Origin of the sequence: Agrobacterium sp. OT33, assembly GCF_017313365.1 — a bacterium.
Classification (GTDB): domain Bacteria; phylum Pseudomonadota; class Alphaproteobacteria; order Rhizobiales; family Rhizobiaceae; genus Agrobacterium; species Agrobacterium rhizogenes_A.
In genome coordinates this window covers 400,238-418,300 of record NZ_JAFLMZ010000006.1, presented here as the reverse complement: position 1 = coordinate 418,300, position 18,063 = coordinate 400,238, and the positions used below count along the sequence as shown (strand labels likewise).

The 18,063-nt window shown below is 57.9% G+C and carries 14 protein-coding genes; 8 read left to right on the top strand and 6 right to left on the bottom strand.

Annotated elements, in window-relative coordinates:
- Positions 1–234: 234 nt before the first annotated feature.
- The gene (hutC, locus tag JZX88_RS16915) at positions 235–960 is read right to left on the bottom strand and encodes a histidine utilization repressor (protein WP_371741163.1); all 726 of its coding nucleotides are present in this window, start codon (positions 958–960) and stop codon (positions 235–237) included.
- Positions 961–1,011: 51 nt separating this feature from the next.
- Positions 1,012–2,370, bottom strand: coding sequence for a formimidoylglutamate deiminase (locus tag JZX88_RS16910; RefSeq protein WP_206914241.1), 1,359 nt, complete (start codon positions 2,368–2,370; stop codon positions 1,012–1,014).
- 114 nt (positions 2,371–2,484) lie between these two features.
- Here JZX88_RS16910 and hutI point away from each other — a divergent pair, with 114 nt between their 5' ends.
- The 5 genes from hutI (at position 2,485) to JZX88_RS16885 (ending at position 8,610) form a co-directional block, all read left to right on the top strand.
- Entirely contained in the window at positions 2,485–3,744 is a 1,260-nt protein-coding gene (gene hutI, locus JZX88_RS16905) for an imidazolonepropionase (protein WP_206914240.1), read from the top strand.
- Positions 3,741–5,285 carry a histidine ammonia-lyase gene (hutH, locus tag JZX88_RS16900; protein WP_206914239.1) on the top strand — a complete coding sequence of 515 codons (1,545 nt, stop codon included), beginning with the start codon at positions 3,741–3,743 and terminating at the stop codon, positions 5,283–5,285. Before hutI ends, hutH begins: the two co-directional genes overlap by 4 nt.
- A gap of 204 nt (positions 5,286–5,489) precedes the next feature.
- On the top strand, positions 5,490–6,293 hold the full coding sequence (gene hutG, locus JZX88_RS16895) for an N-formylglutamate deformylase (protein WP_206914238.1): 804 nt from the start codon (positions 5,490–5,492) through the stop codon (positions 6,291–6,293).
- Between the two features lie 11 nt (positions 6,294–6,304).
- On the top strand, positions 6,305–7,978 hold the full coding sequence (gene hutU / locus JZX88_RS16890; protein ID WP_206914237.1) for a urocanate hydratase: 1,674 nt from the start codon (positions 6,305–6,307) through the stop codon (positions 7,976–7,978).
- 62 nt (positions 7,979–8,040) lie between these two features.
- Positions 8,041–8,610 carry a HutD family protein gene (locus JZX88_RS16885; RefSeq protein ID WP_206914236.1) on the top strand — a complete coding sequence of 190 codons (570 nt, stop codon included), beginning with the start codon at positions 8,041–8,043 and terminating at the stop codon, positions 8,608–8,610.
- Between the two features lie 38 nt (positions 8,611–8,648).
- On the opposite strand, the gene JZX88_RS16880 is transcribed toward JZX88_RS16885, so the two are convergent.
- The 4 genes from JZX88_RS16880 to JZX88_RS16865 form a co-directional block, all read right to left on the bottom strand.
- Positions 8,649–10,130, bottom strand: a complete 1,482-nt coding sequence (locus JZX88_RS16880; protein WP_206914235.1) for a M81 family metallopeptidase — start codon at positions 10,128–10,130, stop codon at positions 8,649–8,651.
- Positions 10,131–10,200: 70 nt separating this feature from the next.
- Complete coding sequence (locus tag JZX88_RS16875) at positions 10,201–11,289, bottom strand: D-TA family PLP-dependent enzyme (protein ID WP_206914234.1); 1,089 nt, start codon at positions 11,287–11,289, stop codon at positions 10,201–10,203.
- A 32-nt stretch (positions 11,290–11,321) separates the two neighbouring features.
- Positions 11,322–11,717, bottom strand: coding sequence for a RidA family protein (locus JZX88_RS16870; RefSeq protein ID WP_206914233.1), 396 nt, complete (start codon positions 11,715–11,717; stop codon positions 11,322–11,324).
- Positions 11,718–12,110: 393 nt separating this feature from the next.
- A complete protein-coding gene (locus tag JZX88_RS16865) occupies positions 12,111–13,496 on the bottom strand; it encodes an FAD/NAD(P)-binding protein (protein WP_206914232.1) in 1,386 nt (461 codons plus the stop codon).
- A 429-nt stretch (positions 13,497–13,925) separates the two neighbouring features.
- On the opposite strand from JZX88_RS16865, the gene repA reads away from it, so the two are divergent.
- The 3 genes from repA to repC all read left to right on the top strand — a co-directional run bounded on the left by repA (position 13,926) and on the right by repC (position 17,613).
- Positions 13,926–15,140: a plasmid partitioning protein RepA gene (gene repA, locus JZX88_RS16860; RefSeq protein WP_077767934.1), complete on the top strand. Its 1,215-nt coding sequence runs from the start codon at positions 13,926–13,928 to the stop codon at positions 15,138–15,140.
- On the top strand, positions 15,137–16,150 hold the full coding sequence (gene repB, locus JZX88_RS16855; protein ID WP_110760361.1) for a plasmid partitioning protein RepB: 1,014 nt from the start codon (positions 15,137–15,139) through the stop codon (positions 16,148–16,150). Before repA ends, repB begins: the two co-directional genes overlap by 4 nt.
- 185 nt (positions 16,151–16,335) lie before the next feature.
- Complete coding sequence (gene repC, locus JZX88_RS16850) at positions 16,336–17,613, top strand: plasmid replication protein RepC (protein WP_206914231.1); 1,278 nt, start codon at positions 16,336–16,338, stop codon at positions 17,611–17,613.
- Positions 17,614–18,063: the final 450 nt, after the last annotated feature.

Genomic DNA, 18,063 nt, shown 5'->3' with positions numbered 1-18,063 from the left:
AGTCGTCGTCGCCAGCAGCGCCGCCGCCCTCGTTCAGTGAGCGGACTTATAAATCCATCACCTCAAACAAGTCAACAGCACAAATCACAAAAAATAAGAAAATTAGGCAAGTTATTGGTTTTTAAATGTAATTTGCAATCATTCATGAAAACTGGCGGATTTCCGTGCTTTCCTGTTTGGCGCCCGATGCGGCCGCGCCCTCTCGCTAATAGGAGGATTTCGCCTTTGCTGATCTCAATCGGAGGAAGGACTGAAGCGGGCGACCAGGGCATGGGCATTGCCGGGATAGGAGAAGCGCACATAGGTGACGGCACCGGAGTTGCTCCAGGTTCGCCGCTCCACCACAAGACAGGCCTGCCTGTCGGAAATACCCAGAAGACGGGCGATCTCCTTCGAGGCTATTTCAGCGCTGATCCGGTGTTCGGCATTGCTCCACGGAACATGACCAAGCAACCAGGGACCTGGCGCGATCTCGGTGAAGTTAGCGTCGGCAGCCTCCGGCACGGCGGCCAGATTGATGAGACGCTGCTCGACGCAGAATTCCCGCATGCCCGCAAAATGGATGCAGATGATGTCGAGCAAGGGTGCGCCAAGGGAAACATCGAGACTTGAGCGATCTTCGCTCTTTGCCGCACGCTGCGCGCATTTCAGGATTTTGAAACCATAATCCAGACCAAGGGATTCCACCTCGGCCCTGATATCGTGAATTTCAAGAACGGCTGACTGGATCTGCGGCTGGCGAACGAAACTGCCTGATTTCTTGCGGCGCTCAATCAAACCCGCCTTGGCAAGTTGACCCATGACCTTGTTGACGGTCATGCGCGAACAATCATAATGGGTGGCAAGATCGACCTCGAACGGCAACCGGTAACCCGGCGGCCATTCCCCCGAAACGATCCGGCCCTCGATATCGCTGAGGATAAGCTGATGCAGGGTCTGCCCGGCCGATGCTTTCGTCACGTCCGTAATGCCTTTCCACACCGGCTCGATCTCGTTTCAGTGGAGCCCATATCAGCTATCGAGAAGTTCAGCCATGACCTTGTTGAAGCGCGCCGATATTTCACCGCGGCGGACATGCCGGCCGGCCTGCACCTGTTTTTCACCGCGCACCCAGACGGAATCGACATGGACGCCGCCCGCGAATATCCACTGGTCGAGAATCTGGGATGCGGGAAGATAGGAAACAGCCGAGATATCCAGCGCGACAAGATCAGCGCTCTTTCCCTTTTCTATCGCATTATGTGATGCCAGATGTGATTCTAGGGCCCTGCCGCCGCCTGCAAGCGCCTGCCGGAACAGTTTTTCACCGGTGGAGCCTCCGGCATCGGCGATGACATTCCGCGCGCGTCGCGACAGACGCTGCGAATATTCGAGTGTCCGCAATTCTTCCGGCAGGGAGATGAGGATGTTGGAGTCGGAGCCGACGCCATAATGCCCCCCTTCCGTGATAAAATCCGGAGCGGGGAAGATGCCGTCACCGAGATTGGCTTCGGTGATCGGGCAGAGGCCCGCAACAGCACCGCTTTTCGCCATGCGGCGCGTTTCGGCCTCCGTCATATGCGTAGCATGGATAAGGCACCAGCGATCATCGACCGGCGCATTCGCCAGAAGCCACTCAACCGGTCGCGCTCCTGAAAAAGCGAGCGAATCTTCGACTTCCTTTGTCTGTTCCGCCACATGAATGTGGATCGGCCCACCTTTTGCCAGCGGTTCGATGGCTGCCAGTTCTTCGCCGGTTACGGCGCGCAGGCTGTGGGGCGCGATGCCGAGCGCGGCACCCGGCAGGGATTTAACCACCGCCTGCGCGCCCTGCATCAGTCTTTCGTAACTGTCGAGTGAATGAATAAAACGTTTCTGCCCGTCGATCGGCGGCTGCCCCCCAAAACCGGAATGCGCGTAAAAGACCGGTAGCAATGTCAGGCCGATACCGGTTTGTGCAGCGGCCGCACCGATGCGTTCGGCCATTTCGGCGATATTGCCGTAATGCGAACCATCCCTGTCATTGTGCAGATAATGAAATTCCCCTACCCGGCCGAAACCGGCTTCGAGCATTTCCATATAAAGCTGGGCGGCAACCGCCTCGACATGGTCAGGCGTCATGGAGAGCGCAAATTTATACATGACCGTGCGCCAGCTCCAGAAACTGTCATCGGCCGGCCCGCGAATTTCGGCAAGCCCGGCCATGGCGCGCTGAAAGGCATGGCTGTGGAGATTAGGCATGGCCGGAACGATGACGGCATGGCGCTCATCCTGCGGCTGAGGCGAAACGCCAGTTTCGACCGATGAAACAACGCCGCCATCGCAAACAATGCGGACGTCCTGCGCCCACCCCCCGACCATAAGCGCTGTGCTCGCGTGAATTGCCGTCATGCCACCCTCTCCTCTTTTCGTTATGCCCAAGGCCATTTCAGACATGAAATTGCGGCTTGCCAAGCCGATTATTATGTATATACATTTAAGCCATAAAGGAAAGGCGAAAAGCAAATGCCAGGGAACAAATCCGTAAAGGGAACGGCAGCGGCAGACACCACGACCTTGTGGCGCAACGCCCGGCTGGCGACTTTTGATCCAGCCATGCAAGGCATTGGTACGGTCGAAAATGCCGTTATTGCCGTGCGCGGCGGCCGCATCGCCTTTGCCGGCCCGGAAAAAGATCTGCCTTCCAATCTGGCAGCAGCCGATGAGATCACCGATTGCAGCGGGCGCTGGATCACTCCCTCCTTGATCGACTGCCATACTCATCTCGTCTTCGGTGGCAACCGGGCGATGGAATTCGAGATGCGGCTGAATGGCGCGACCTATGAAGAGATCGCCAAGGCAGGCGGCGGCATCGTTTCTTCGGTGCGCGACACGCGCGCCGTTTCGGAAGACGCTCTGGTGGCTCAGGCATTGCCACGTCTCGACACGCTGCTGGCCGAGGGTATCTCCACCATTGAAATCAAATCCGGTTATGGTCTCGATATAGAGACTGAACTGAAAATGCTGCATGTTGCCCGCAGGCTGGAAACGCTGCGGCCGGTGCGGATCGTCACCAGCTATCTGGCAGCCCATGCGACGCCCGCCGAGTATAAGGGCCGCAACGCCGATTACATTACCGATGTCGTTCTGCCGGGGCTGGAAAGAGCCCATGCCGAAGGGCTAGTGGATGCGGTGGACGGCTTTTGCGAAGGTATCGCCTTCTCGGTCGAGGAGATCACCCGCGTCTTCGAAAAAGCACGGCAGCTCGGTCTTCCCGTCAAGCTGCATGCCGAGCAGCTTTCCGATCTTGGCGGGGCAAAGCTTGCCGCCTCCTATGGCGCACTTTCGGCCGATCATCTGGAATATCTGGATGAGGCAGGCGCAAAGGCGCTGGCGAAAGCGGGAACCGTGGCCGTGCTTTTGCCCGGCGCCTTTTATGCGCTCCGGGAAAAACAGGCCCCGCCGGTTCAGGACCTGCGCGATGCGGGCGCGACAATCGCGCTGGCGACGGATTGCAATCCCGGCACTTCACCGCTGACCTCGCTGCTTTTGACCATGAATATGGGTGCCACGCTTTTCCGCATGACCGTGGAAGAGTGCCTGACGGCGACGACGCGCAATGCCGCCAAGGCGCTTGGCCTGCTTGCGGAAACCGGCACGCTGGAGGCCGGCAAATCCGCCGACTTCACTATCTGGGATATCGAGCGCCCGGCCGAGCTTGTCTACCGCATCGGTTTCAATCCGCTCCATGCCCGTATTTTCAAGGGACAGAAGGTTTCGTCATGACCATGAAGACCATCACGCTTCACCCCGGCAATGTAGCCCTTGCCAACCTCGCCGATATCTACTGGAACAATGGTGCTGCGAAGCTCGACCCCTCGTTTGACGCCGGCATAAAAAAGGCGGCGGCGCGCATAGCGGAGATCGCCGCTGGCAACGCGCCTGTTTATGGCATCAATACCGGTTTCGGAAAACTCGCTTCCATCAAGATCGATGCGGCAGATGTGGCGACACTACAGCGGAACCTTATCCTGTCGCATTGCTGCGGTGTGGGCGCTCCGCTTCCTGAAAATGTCGTGCGGCTGATCATGGCGCTGAAGCTGATTTCACTCGGCCGCGGCGCCTCCGGTGTACGGCTGGAACTGGTACGGCTGATCGAGGCCATGCTGGAAAAGGGCGTCATCCCGGTCATCCCGGAAAAGGGCTCGGTCGGCGCCTCGGGCGATCTTGCGCCGCTCGCCCATATGGCCGCCGTGATGATGGGCGAAGGCGAGGCTTTTTATCAAGGAGGGCTTCTGCCCGCCGGCGAAGCGCTTGCGAAAGCCGGGCTGACACCGGTCGTTCTCGCCGCCAAGGAAGGCCTGGCGCTGATCAACGGCACACAGACCTCGACAGCGCTGGCGCTGGCCGGCCTTTTCCGCGCCCATCGCGCCGCACAGGCCGCATTGATTACCGGCGCACTTTCTACCGATGCCGCCATGGGCTCATCCGCTCCCTTCCATCCTGATATTCACACCCTGCGCGGCCACAAGGGCCAGATTAATGCCGGTGCGGCGTTGCGTAATCTGCTGGAAGGTTCGGAAATCCGCGTCAGCCATATCGAGGGTGACGAGCGGGTGCAGGACCCCTATTGCATTCGTTGCCAGCCGCAGGTGGATGGCGCCTGCCTTGATCTTCTACGGCAGGTGGCACGCACGCTGGAAATCGAAGCCAATGCGGTGACCGACAATCCGCTGGTGCTATCAGACAATTCCGTCGTCTCAGGCGGCAATTTCCACGCCGAACCAGTGGCCTTTGCCGCCGACCAGACGGCACTTGCCATCTGCGAAATCGGCGCGATAGCCCAGCGACGCGTGGCACTACTGGTCGATCCGGCCCTTTCCTACGGTCTGCCCGCCTTTCTATCAAAAAAGCCGGGCCTGAATTCGGGCCTGATGATCGCCGAAGTGACGTCCGCCGCGCTGATGAGCGAGAACAAACAGATGGCTCATCCGGCCTCGGTGGATTCCACACCGACCTCCGCCAATCAGGAAGACCACGTGTCCATGGCCTGCCATGGTGCTCGTCGCCTGCTGCCAATGACCGAAAATCTCTTCGCCATCCTTGGGATTGAAGCGCTTTCCGCCATCCAGGGCGTGGAGTTGCGTGGACCGCTGAAAACCAGCCCGGAACTGCAAAAGGCGATTGCCGTGCTTCGTGCTTCAATCCCCTCGCTGGAAGAGGACCGTTATATGGCGCCGGATCTGAAGGCGGCAGCGGAGCTGATTGCTACCGGCGCTCTGGTTTCCGTGATTTCGGATGGCATTCTGCCGAAGCTGGAGGTTTGAGATGACAAGCCAATTGTTTTCCTTCAGTGCGTTGGGGCTACCCCCCTCTGCCCTGCCGGGCATCTCCCCCTCAAGGGGGGAGATCACATGCTGCGTCCGCTCGTTCCCTAGGCAAGGTGCTATCCGCTTGCCGATCTCCCCCCTTGAGGGGGAGATGCCCGGCAGGGCAGAGGGGGGTAACCCTACGGCAGAAGGGGTCAACCAATGAGCACGCCTTTCTCGCTTCACCAAGGCACGTCACCCATTATCCTCGGCCTGCCTCACACCGGTACGGATGTGCCGGCTGAGATTTGGGATCGCCTCAACGACAACGGCAGGATTCTCGCCGATACCGACTGGCATATCCATGAACTCTATGAAGGGCTTCTCGATAACGCGACAACCGTACGGGCGACCTTTCACCGCTACGTGATCGATGCCAACCGCGACCCGGCCGGAGTAAGCCTTTATCCGGGCCAGAACACCACGGGACTGGTTCCTGAGACCGATTTCGACGGCAAGCCCATCTGGAACGAGGGGCAGCAACCGGATGAAGCTGATATCGCCTATCGGCTGGAAACCTTCCACGCGCCCTATCATACAGCCCTTGCAGCGGAAATCGAGCGGGTGAAGGCCATTCATGGCATCGCCATTCTCTATGATTGCCATTCCATCCGCTCGCATATCCCCTTTCTGTTCGAGGGTAAGCTGCCGGATTTCAACATCGGCACGGATATGGGCAGGACCTGCGATCCGGCCATAGAGCAGATAGCCGTGGACGTCACCGCTGCCGCAGACGGTTACGACAGTATTCTGAACGGCCGCTTCAAAGGCGGCTGGACGACCCGGCATTATGGAAAACCGGAAGCCGGCGTGCACGCTATCCAGATGGAGTTGGCGCAATCCACCCATCTCGCCAGTGAGGTACCGCCTTTCGCCTATGACGCGCAAAAGGCGGAACGCCTGCGCAACCATCTCAAAACCATTCTCACGCGTATGGAAAATTTCGCGCTCGAGACGCAACGATAAGGGGAAATCACATGGATAATCCGCGCCACAATATTCGCGAAGTCCGCGCACCGCAGGGCAATGAGCTGAACGCCAAAAGCTGGATGACGGAAGCGCCGCTGCGCATGCTGATGAACAATCTCGACCCTGATGTCGCCGAGCGGCCGCATGAACTGGTGGTTTATGGGGGCATCGGTCGCGCCGCCCGCACCTGGGAAGATTTCGACCGCATCGTCGCGACGCTGAAGGATCTGAACGAGGACGAAACCCTCATCGTGCAGTCCGGCAAGCCGGTTGGCGTATTCCGCACCCACAAGGATGCGCCGCGGGTTTTGATCGCCAATTCCAACCTCGTGCCGCATTGGGCCAACTGGGACCATTTCAACGAGCTGGATAAGAAGGGGCTCGCCATGTACGGCCAGATGACGGCCGGTTCGTGGATTTACATCGGCACGCAGGGCATCGTGCAGGGTACTTACGAAACCTTCGTCGAGGCCGGCCGCCAGCATTACGACGGGAACCTCAAGGGCAAATGGATCCTGACCGGCGGTCTTGGCGGCATGGGCGGCGCACAGCCGCTGGCCGCCGTCATGGCAGGCGCCTGCTGCCTAGCCGTCGAATGCGATGAAACCCGTGTCGATTTCCGGCTGCGCACCCGCTATGTCGATGCAAAAGCACACACGCTGGATGAGGCGCTGGCACTCATCGACCAATGGACCAAGGCAGGCGAAGCGAAATCCGTCGGCCTGATCGGCAATGCGGCAGAAATCTTCCCTGAACTGTTCCGCCGTGGCATCCGCCCCGACATGGTCACCGACCAGACCTCGGCGCATGATCCGATCCACGGTTATCTGCCGGCCGGCTGGACCGTTGCCGAATGGCGCGCCAAGCAGGAAAGTGACCCGAAGGCCGTCGCCGCCGCCGCCCGCGCCTCGATGAAGGTCCACGTGCAGGCGATGGTCGATTTCTGGAACGCCGGTGTTCCGACACTCGATTACGGCAACAACATCCGCCAGGTCGCCAAGGATGAAGGGCTGGAAGACGCTTTCGCCTTCCCCGGCTTCGTTCCCGCCTATATCCGTCCGCTGTTTTGCCGCGGTATCGGCCCGTTCCGCTGGGCGGCACTTTCGGGCGATCCGGAAGACATCTACAAGACCGACGCCAAGGTGAAGGAACTGCTGCCCGACAACAAGCACCTGCACAACTGGCTGGATATGGCACGCGAGCGCATTGCGTTTCAGGGCCTGCCGGCACGCATCTGCTGGGTTGGGCTTGGCGACCGCCATCGTCTTGGCCTTGCCTTCAACGAAATGGTGAAGAACGGCGAGCTGAAAGCGCCTGTTGTCATCGGCCGCGACCATCTCGACAGCGGTTCCGTCGCCTCGCCCAACCGCGAAACCGAAGCCATGAAGGACGGCTCTGATGCCGTATCCGACTGGCCGCTGCTCAACGCGTTGCTCAACACCGCTTCCGGCGCAACCTGGGTTTCGCTGCACCATGGCGGCGGTGTCGGCATGGGCTTCTCCCAGCATTCCGGCATGGTCATCTGCGCCGATGGCACCGACGATGCCGCTCGCCGGCTTGAGCGCGTGCTCTGGAACGACCCGGCAACCGGCGTCATGCGCCATGCCGATGCCGGCTATGAGATCGCGGTGGATTGCGCCAGGGAGCAGGGTCTGCGCCTGCCTGGCATTCTCGGCAATTGATTCGTGTTTGGCCGGAAATGCGGAAGGCGTTTCCGGCCAGCACCGTGCGGAGTTAGAAAATCATGACCCTGTTGCGCGCAAGCGATTACAAACGCATGCCCTGGAAAAATGGCGGTGGCGAAACCGTGGAAATCGCCATCTTCCCGCCAGCCGCCTCCGTGAATGATTTCGATTGGCGAATCAGCATGGCGACGGTTGCAAGCGACGGACCATTTTCGATTTTTCCTGGAATAGACCGCACCCTGTCCATTCTTCAGGGCAATGGCATGGCGCTTTCAATTGCCGCCAACGATCCGCTGCTGCTGACGATGGAAAGCGATCCCCTGCCCTTTCCGGCGGATGTTCCTGTCAATGCGACATTGCCCGCCGGACCGATCACCGATCTGAACGTCATGACCCGCCGCTCGACTTTTCGTCATACCGTGCAAAGGCGATCCGACATATTTTCCGCAACAGCAGAGGGCGTCACGATCCTCGTCCTCGCGCTCGATCCGCTGACAGTGTCCCGGGGCAATGAAAAAAATCACCTTGAGCGCCTGGACAGCCTGCGGATCGAAGCCGGGGCGCCTTTTATCGTCAAGGCCGATCAGAATGCCGGCGCGTATTTTCTCATCACGCTCAAGCGGCTCTGAAACGGCCACTCTCCCGGCACGGGCTCACCTTATCTGGTTCAGTCGTCCAGCCCAAGCGGATCGGCCACGCGCGGCCAGAGTTCAAGGCTTGCCTTGCGATAGGCGGTTTTGGCCGGGTCTGTCGGATAGGATGTCGGTGCGGCGATATAGACGATCTCCGAGGCAACCGGGGCGAAACCCGCATGGAAGTGATTGGTCGATTTGACCAGCAGCACATTCTTCTTGGCGAAATCGATTCCGAGATTGGAAAAGATATCCGGCTCATAGGTTTGCGTTCGACTGGTTATGAGAATGATATCAATCTCAGTCCCGACCGGCCGGACAACGGCGGCACGGCCGAGCGTGACGCGGCTGTTGCGGAAACTCTGCCAGCCGGCCTCGGCGGTGCGCATTACTTTTATTCGGAAATCGAGCGGCTCACCGCCTTCAGGGCTGGATTTGCCGCCGATACGCAAGTCGATCTCTGCGCCCTCACCTGCCGCATGGCAGAAAGACACGGCAATCGGATCCCAGATCGTCGCGACACCGATATTATCCATGCCGCGTTCCACCATGCGCCGCAGGATATGGGTGGCATCACCCGCAACACCGCCGCCCGGATTGTCCCATATGTCCGACACCACCACCGGCTTGTCCGGAGTGCCACTGCGAATGGCAAGAACCTTGTCGAGGCCTGATTCCGTGTCCAGCATCGGCATGGCGGTCAGTTTGCGCATGGCATAAAGTTCATGACCGAGCTTTTCGGCCAGCGCCTCGCCCTTCTGCCGGTCGCCATCGGTGACGACAACGATGCGCGTGCCCATGTCCGGCACATCGCCCGCCATGAAACCGTGGATAACGGAGATCGACAGCACGCCATCCTTCCCCTCCATCGCCTTCAACCGGTCAACATAGGATCGCATCGGCTCGCGGCTGGTCGGATAGATGGTGATCATGCGGCAATCGAAGGTCGAAATGACAGGCTTGATTTCGCCACGCAGGGTACGCAATGCCAATTCAACGACATGTTCGCCACGCTCTTCGAAATCGGTATGGGGGAATTCGAGGAACGTCGCCATGAGATCGAGATTTTCCACCCGTCGTGCCGTCAGATGGCTATGAGGATCGAATTCCGCTGCAATCAGCACGTCCGGCCCCACCATTGCACGGATGCGCGACAGGAAATCGCCTTCCGGATCGTCATAACCCTGTGCCACCATTGCGCCGTGGAGGCCGAGAACGACCGCATCAACCGGCAGGGCCGCCTGCAGCTCCGCGAGAATCGTATCACGCAGGGTTTCATAGGTCTGGCGCTGGATGAGGCCTGCTGGTTCCGCCCAGCAGGAGGTGCCCTCGATTACCGTAAACCCTTCCGCCTTGCCGCGACGACGCAGAATAGGAACTGGTGACGAGCAGAGCGTCGGCGTTTCCGGATGCTCACCCGGCCCGGCATAAAAAGCCGCGCGAAAAGCCGCCATATCCGTCGGGACGGGAGAAAACGTGTTGGTTTCGGTGGCAAGCGACGCCGTGAATATGCGCATTTTCGTGATTCTCGTTAGCGGAACTGCCTTTTGGCCGCATCCATCGCGTTAATTAATTAGCCGGATAATTTTACCAGACCGTACCGCGCGCAGCGACATCTTCAACCCGGGTCACCAGACCGTTGCGATGAAAAACCATCTTGTCAAAAAGATTGCTGACAACGCAGGTATGGTTCGGCACGACCCTGACCACATCGCCGATTTCCGGCCCGCCGGAAGTGCAGCGGGATAGATCGACAACCGCATGTTCCTCCGAGAGCGAGATGATTTTTGCGCCTTCATAACCTTCGATCAGCCCGTAATCGCTGAAACCGAGGAGATCGGAAGTCAGAGCCTTGGATCCGCAATCGAGCACGGCCCGACCGGGCGTGGGCCGCGATACCACTGTGGCGAGAACATGCATTGCCAGATCGCCGGCCGTGCAATGGCCGGCGCGCAGCATGGAGCGGTCATTATAGACATAGGTGCCCGCCCGGTGCTCGGTTGCCGAAGGCACGAGATGTGCGGCGTAAAAATCCGGCGACCCGCCGCTGGAACGAACCGGGCATTCTATGCCTTTTGCGGCAAGTAGCGCCATGGTTTGCTGAATGAAGTTCTCGACCTTTTCTGCACCACCCGGTGCCGGATAGGTCAAAATGCCCCTGAAGACGAGACCCGGTGCCGCGACGATCATTTCCGCAAGCATCAATGCAGTCTCCGGGGTTTGCACACCGCAGCGTTTTCCACCGGTATCGCACTCGACAAGCACGGCAAGCGGCCGTTCCGCATCGAATGCACCCGCCAGGCCGGCAATCGTTACAGCGCTGTCGGCCACAACGGTCAATTGAGCGACACGTGCATTCAGCGCCTTCAACCGCAACAATTTCGCTGCGCCGAGAATATTGTAGGTAATCAGGATATCGTTAAAGCCGGCATCCGCGAAAACCTCGGCCTCGCTGACCTTCTGGCAATTGATGCCGATAGCCCCCGCCTGCAGCTGCTGTCTGGCCACAGCCGGTATCTTGTGCGTCTTGATATGCGGGCGAAATGCCTTGCCATGACGATCGAGATAAGATTGCGCCCTGAGAATATTGGCGGTAAGCCGATCCTCATCGATCACCGGCATTGGTGTCGAAATCGCATCGAGTGGTGTGCCCTCTTCGGGCCAGGGATAGCTCATCATATACTCTCGAATCTAATAAAATCAGATACTTAATCCAATGGCTTATAAGCGATAACGTCCATTTCCACCTTTGCATCGACCATCAGCGGCGACTGTACGGTCGAGCGTGCAGGTGGGTGATCGATGAAATGTTTCTGGAAAACGGCATTGAAGCTCGAAAAATCCCGGGCGTCGTCCAGCCAGACATTGACCTTCACCACATCGGCGAGCGTGCAATCGGCAAGCGCCAGGACATCCTTGATATTGGCAACGACCTGCTCCGTCTGCGCCACGATGCCGCCCGTCACCACCTCGCCGTCAACCGTCGGCACCTGTCCGGAAACATAGACGAAATCGCCTGCCCGCACAGCCTTGGCGAACGGTCGGCGCTGCCCACCAGCCTGATTGTCGGCCGACTCGAACCTCACCAGCTTGTGCTTGTCCATCAATACCTCGCAAATAATTTTCATCATTTTCACATTTAATGGGATTTATAGACGGTTTTCAGGCGATATTCCACAAGTGATGTAAATTATTTAGCAACTCGACGCGTTTGCCATGGATCAACCCTCCCATGACGACAAAACGTATCCTGATAGCGATGCTCTACCGAGCCATCGTTGATCAGCAGGAAAAATCCGTTTTGACTGGCTCCAGTTGCCGCAAGGGTCATCTCCGCCCGGCCTTCGGCCGTTGAAGCCAACAAATTGGAGCTTTCGATGGCTACCTTTCAACGCAAAAGTTTGCCGCGGCTAACATCCTGAAATCGAGAAACGCTCACCCGTCGATCTCATCAACGGCACCGCACATGATCTCGCGCGCGCCTCGCATTCGGCTGGTTACACCTGTGCTGAAATCCGATGCCGGGACGACACCCTGTCCGCAACGCATTGCGCGATCCGCTGCGCCTGAACGCGAATATCCGGAACAGCGGTTATCTCCCAGAAGCGGCCTGCGGTCAGCGCACCGGCAGCGAAAAGGCCGGGCCAAGTCAGCCCATCCGCTCTCAGCAGCCGGGATTGCTCATCCACCTCCACACCGAGGCCGAGGGAATCGAGCAGAAGCACACCATCGTCACGCATGGTTTCCAGCAGACGCGAATGGCCAATACCCGCCCGCTCCATGCCGGTGCAGTTTACCACCCAGTCCACCTGCAACTCCCTTAATATCTGCGTATGCCGGCGCCGGTAACGCAGGACAATCCCCTCGTCCTGCTCATCGACGGAGCGGAGATAACCCGCATGAATCTCCAGAACGCCTTCCGTCATCAGCTTCTCGAAAGCCGCATGAACTTCCGGTGCGATACGATGTCGATGGATGTTCCACCAGGGCAAGGCATGGCGAAGAAATCTGCCGCGTTGTTCCGGCGTGAGGCTTTGCCAGAGTGACTGGGTTTTTGGACGCAACCCATCCATCACCGTGCGCCAGGGTATACCGCTCCGCACCTGCTCACGCAGAGCGCGCAACAGACAGCTGATCTCCGTCGTATCCTTCGGAAGACATGGATCGACAGGCGGCAAAGGCGGGCTGATATGCGGATGCGGAACAAGGCCGCGGCGAGACAGGACATGGATCGGTCCACGATGACCTTTCCCCCGAAGCGTCAGCACCTGATCAATCATCGTCAAGCCGGAGCCGAGAATACAGATACGGTCGCCGGCCTTTACGCGCGACAGCCATCCAGGCTGCCAGCAATGGCCGATCACATGCTGGGGCCTGGCCTCATCCTTCGTGATGGTTTGTACCGGCAAACTCGCCGCCCCGACACCCAGACACAAAACAACGTTTTGCGCGTGCAATCTCTCACCATTCTCAAGAGTGAAGGCGAATCCGGATTCATCGTCGGGGAGACAGGCCGAAGCCTTTGCGCGGATGAAATCCACCCTCGCCCTTTGTTCACGGCTCCTTAGCAGAGAAGCGAGCCTGTCTCTGAGATAAAGTCCATAGTCACCACGCGATGCGAACAGCAACGGATCGTCCCCGATCCCATTTTCCCTCAACCAATCAAGAAAATCGTCGGCACGATCTGGAAAGACGCTCATACGGCCGGCCGGCACATTAAGCCGGTGATAGGGCAGCTCCGTACGATAGGCCGTACCGCGACCGAAATCTGACTCATCGCCAACAATCGCGATCGAGGCATCCGCCGGCAGAGAAGAGAGAAGATGAGCGGCGGTACAGATGGCCGAGAATCCCGACCCGACAAGAGCGACATCATAAGACATTCATTCCTCCAACCTGCGACAGTATGAATAGCCGAACGAGGGCGCCAGGCCCCTTGATACTCTAGTCATCGAGTAGAGATTAAACACCTGCGAATGTCCACCCTTCACTTTCCGTGGCAGGGGCAGACCCTGAATCGGGAAGCTCGCCGGTAAAGTTAGCCGCGGCTAACTTCGTCACCCAAAACAATTCGCAAAAGGAGCCAACAATCATCCCCAAACCGGGCAACAGAAATGAAAGTTTGCCGCGGCTAACCGTCAAACTGTCACAAAACCCAAATGTGATTCTTCCACAATGCCTTAGCGGCACTTTCGCATCCGGGAAAAAAGCCTATTGCGCCAAAAAGAGAATCGGCGCTTATATCTCAGTTGCGGAAAAAACCGCCTTTTTCGAAAAAAACCGCCACTGCGATATCGAGCGAAAGAAGACATATGACACAGAGTGCCGACTCAAGACGTGCTGAAGGGGCCCCCGACCTGACGGGCCTTATACAACAGCATTCGGCTGCACTGTCAGCCCAATTGCAGGCGCATAATGCAAATACATTTTCACCGCACACTGAAAAGAGCATGCGAAATTTCTCGCCGGCTGAAACAGCGCGGCTGATTGGTATCGGCGAGGCTTATCTTCGCCAGATCGCAGCCGAGCGTCCGGAACTTGACGCCGCGCAGGCTTCCGGCCGCCGCTCCTATTCCGTTGAGGATATGCTCGAGATCAGAAAGCTGCTTGATCAGGGCGCCCGCGGCACACGCCGTTACCTGCCGCACCGCCGTGACGGTGAAGAACTGCAGGTTATCGCCGTCATGAATTTCAAGGGCGGCTCGGGAAAGACCACGACCTCGGCGCATCTGGCGCAATATCTCGCATTGCGCGGTTATCGGGTTCTTGCAATCGACCTCGATCCGCAGGCAAGTCTTTCCGCTCTCTTCGGCCATCAGCCGGAGATTGATGTCGGCCCGAATGAAACGCTCTACGGCGCGATCCGCTACGACGAAGAACGTCGGCCAATCGCCGAAATCGTTCGCGGCACCTATATTCCCGGTCTTCATATCGTTCCCGGTAATCTGGAGCTTATGGAGTTCGAACATGATACACCCCGCGCGCTAATGCGCCGTGCACCGGGCGATACCCTGTTTTTCGCCCGCATTGGCCAGGCGATTGCCCAGGCGCAGAATTTCTACGACGTGGTGGTGATCGATTGCCCGCCGCAACTCGGTTATCTCACGCTTTCGGCGCTCACCGCGGCGACCTCGGTTCTTGTTACCGTTCATCCGCAGATGCTCGACGTCATGTCCATGAATCAGTTTCTGGCCATGACTGGCGATCTTCTCGCTGAAATCGGCCGGGCCGGCGCGCGATCCGACTATAACTGGATGCGTTATCTGATCACCCGCTTTGAACCAAGCGACGGACCGCAAAACCAGATGGTCGCTTTCCTGCGTTCGATCTTCGGCGAAAACGTCCTCAATCACCCGATGCTGAAGAGCACGGCCGTGTCCGATGCCGGATTGACCAACCAGACACTTTTTGAAGTGGAGAGAACCCAGTTCACCCGCTCGACCTATGACCGGGCGCTGGAAGCCATGAACAACGTGAACGCTGAAATCGAGGGACTGATTAAAAAGGCGTGGGGTAGGGCAGCATGAGCAGAAAACAGATCTTCGCAAACCTCGGTACACCGGGCACTGACAATAGTGACGCAGCGCCTGAACGGGCACGGCCACGCATCAGACCCATCCTTGGTTCTCCTGAACTCGTGACAGATGTTCTGAACTCACCGGTCGGTATGATTGGCCAGTCTTTGAACGAGGTCTCTGAACGCGCCAAACGGGCTGAGGAGATCGAAAAACGGCTTGCCGAGGGTTTGACGATCGTTTCCCTCAACCCTGCCGATATCGATCCCTCCTTCATACCCGATCGTATGCCGGCTTCCGAAGAGGCTGATGCGGGTCTGGTGGAAGCCATTCGCGAACAGGGCCAGCAGGTTCCCATTCTGGTGCGCCCGCATCCCGAATTCCAGGGTCGTTATCAGGTTGCTTTTGGTCATCGTCGTCTGCGCGCCGTGTCGAGCCTTGGCATTCCGGTCAAGGCCGTTGTCCGCGATCTCAGCGATGAACAGCTGGTTGTCGCCCAGGGACAGGAAAACAACGAGCGCCGCGATCTCACCTATATCGAGAAGGCGCGCTTTGCCCAGAAACTGCAGATGCGGTTTCCGCGCGATACGATCATGGCGGCAATGTCCCTGCACAAGGGCGATCTTTCCAACATGCTGTCGGTCGTCGGCCGCATTCCGGAGGATCTGGTCGATCTCATCGGTCCGGCGCCAAGTGTCGGCCGCCGCAACTGGATGGACCTGGCCGACCAGCTTTCCTCGTCGCAGGTCAAGGAAGCCGCGCGCGCTTATGTCAAAGATGCATCCGTTGCCGCCCTTCCATCCGAAGAACGTTTCAAGTCACTTCTCGACTTCCTGAAACCCAAGGCACAGGCGAAAAAAACCGGCGTCTGGTCATCGGAAACCGGCAACCGTCTGGCAAAAGTGGTCGAAAGCGACCGCAAGCTGGATATCTCGATCGACAAGAACGAAGCACCGGAATTTGCCGATTTCGTTCTGGAACATCTTCAGGCGCTGTTTGCCGAATACCGGTCCAAACAGTGATCTTTAACTCGAACGACTAACAGGAGACGCATCACAAAAGAAAAAAGCCCCCGAACGTTGCCGCGCGGAAGCCTTTCTTTGATTTAAGCACCCGAAGAATCTCATTTCCGCGAATCATAGTCAAGAGTCTTGGCATCGAATTTTTCGGTGAGCGATTTTCTTTTGCCTTGTGAAAGGTGAAAGACATGGACAGCACATGTGTAACGACGCCCTTTGGGCGGCGAGCGATGTCGTTTGGCGTCCTCGCAACCCAGTTTGCCGCACAAAAAAACAGGAAGACCGAAGCAGTCGATAAATGGAAACTCTATCGTTCGGTTTGCGAAGCAAGGCCATTACTCGGCGTGACCGATCGCTCGCTTGCCGTCCTCAACGCGCTTTTGAGTTTTTATCCCAAAAATGAACTCTGCAGCGAAGCCGGCCTGGTCGTCTTCCCCTCCAATGCGCAATTGTCGCTCAGGGCCCATGGCATGGCCGAACAGACATTGCGCCGGCATCTCTGCGCCCTTGTCGAAGCCGGTCTCATTATCCGCAAAGACAGCCCGAACGGGAAACGTTATGCCCGGAAACACCGGGGAGGGGAGATCAGCGAAGCTTACGGATTTTCGCTGGCGCCGCTTCTCGCTCGCAAAGCGGAAATAGAGGAACTGGCTGAACGTATCATTCGCGAGCGGCTCGATCTTCAACGGCTTCGTGAAAGCATCAGCCTCTGCCGTCGTGACATCCAGAAACTCTGCGAAATGATCGCGGCCAGTGGCCAGACCGAAACATCCGAAGGATTTCAGACGCGCTATAACGCCATTGCCAGTTCGCTCGGCCGCAATTCAAAGCCTGCTGAACTCAGGGAAATCGCCGGTTTTTTGGCCTCCCTGCGGGCGGAAGTGACCAACTATCTGGAAAATCTGGAAAAACCGGAAAATTTGAGCGGCAATGACTGCCAAAATGAGCGCCTCATAGAGAATTCAGAATCCGAATCCATATCTGAACCGCACGATTTGCGTGAAACCGCGACTTCAGCGCCATCAGTTGCACCAGCACAACCATCGGCACCTGCGGTAACCGACAGTGCGAAATCTCCACCACCATCGCCCAAGGCTGTTCTTCATAAGCAATTTTTTGTTCCTGATATTGTTTTGGTTTTGAAGGCTTGCCCTGATATTTCGCTCTATGCACCCGGAGGAGCCGTCACCGGCTGGCGCGATCTGGAAGTCGCAACATCCGTGATCAAAACCATGTTCAACGTCAGCCAGTCCGCTTATCAGGAAGCGCTCGGCACCTTCGGCCGACAGGGAACGGCGGCCATCCTTGCCTGCCTGCTGCAGAAAGCGGACCAGATCAGCTCCCTCGGCGGATATCTGCGCAATCTGACCCGCAAGGCACAGGAAGGTGGCTTCGATCTTCAAGCCATGCTGCTTGCGCAGCTGCGTGGACATACGGATAGGCCGGAGACCAGCATGAGGGCGTGACATCCAAACGTGCAGGAAATGGCGGCGGCTTGCGAAAAGACCTGTCCGCGGGTATATTTACGCTGTCTCCGAAAGTTCCGAAGATTCGATACGTGGCTGCTGCTACACTTCAGCCAAGTTGGTTTCTATGGTTAATGCAATGTAATGAAAGTTAAATGCCAATTAGCTTTCGTGTGCGTTTTTCCCTGATTGGTTTCAATCGCTTGAGTCAGAGCCATTTCGAGTTCAGAAACCGGTTGTCAGGCCATAATTACGGCTTTCGCCGCGAAAAGCCCGTGCCATATGAACCCCGAAGGCCGCTGAGTGGCCGCTCAGATTGGTCATGATGCTGCGTTGATCATGGGGCGAAACGATCCGTCACGGAGCATCCGATCGTCAAAGTGAAAGCCTGCGGTTCAGGCTGGCGCGATAGAATTGAACCTTCGCTCTTCCCGTGCGTTTTTGCATGAT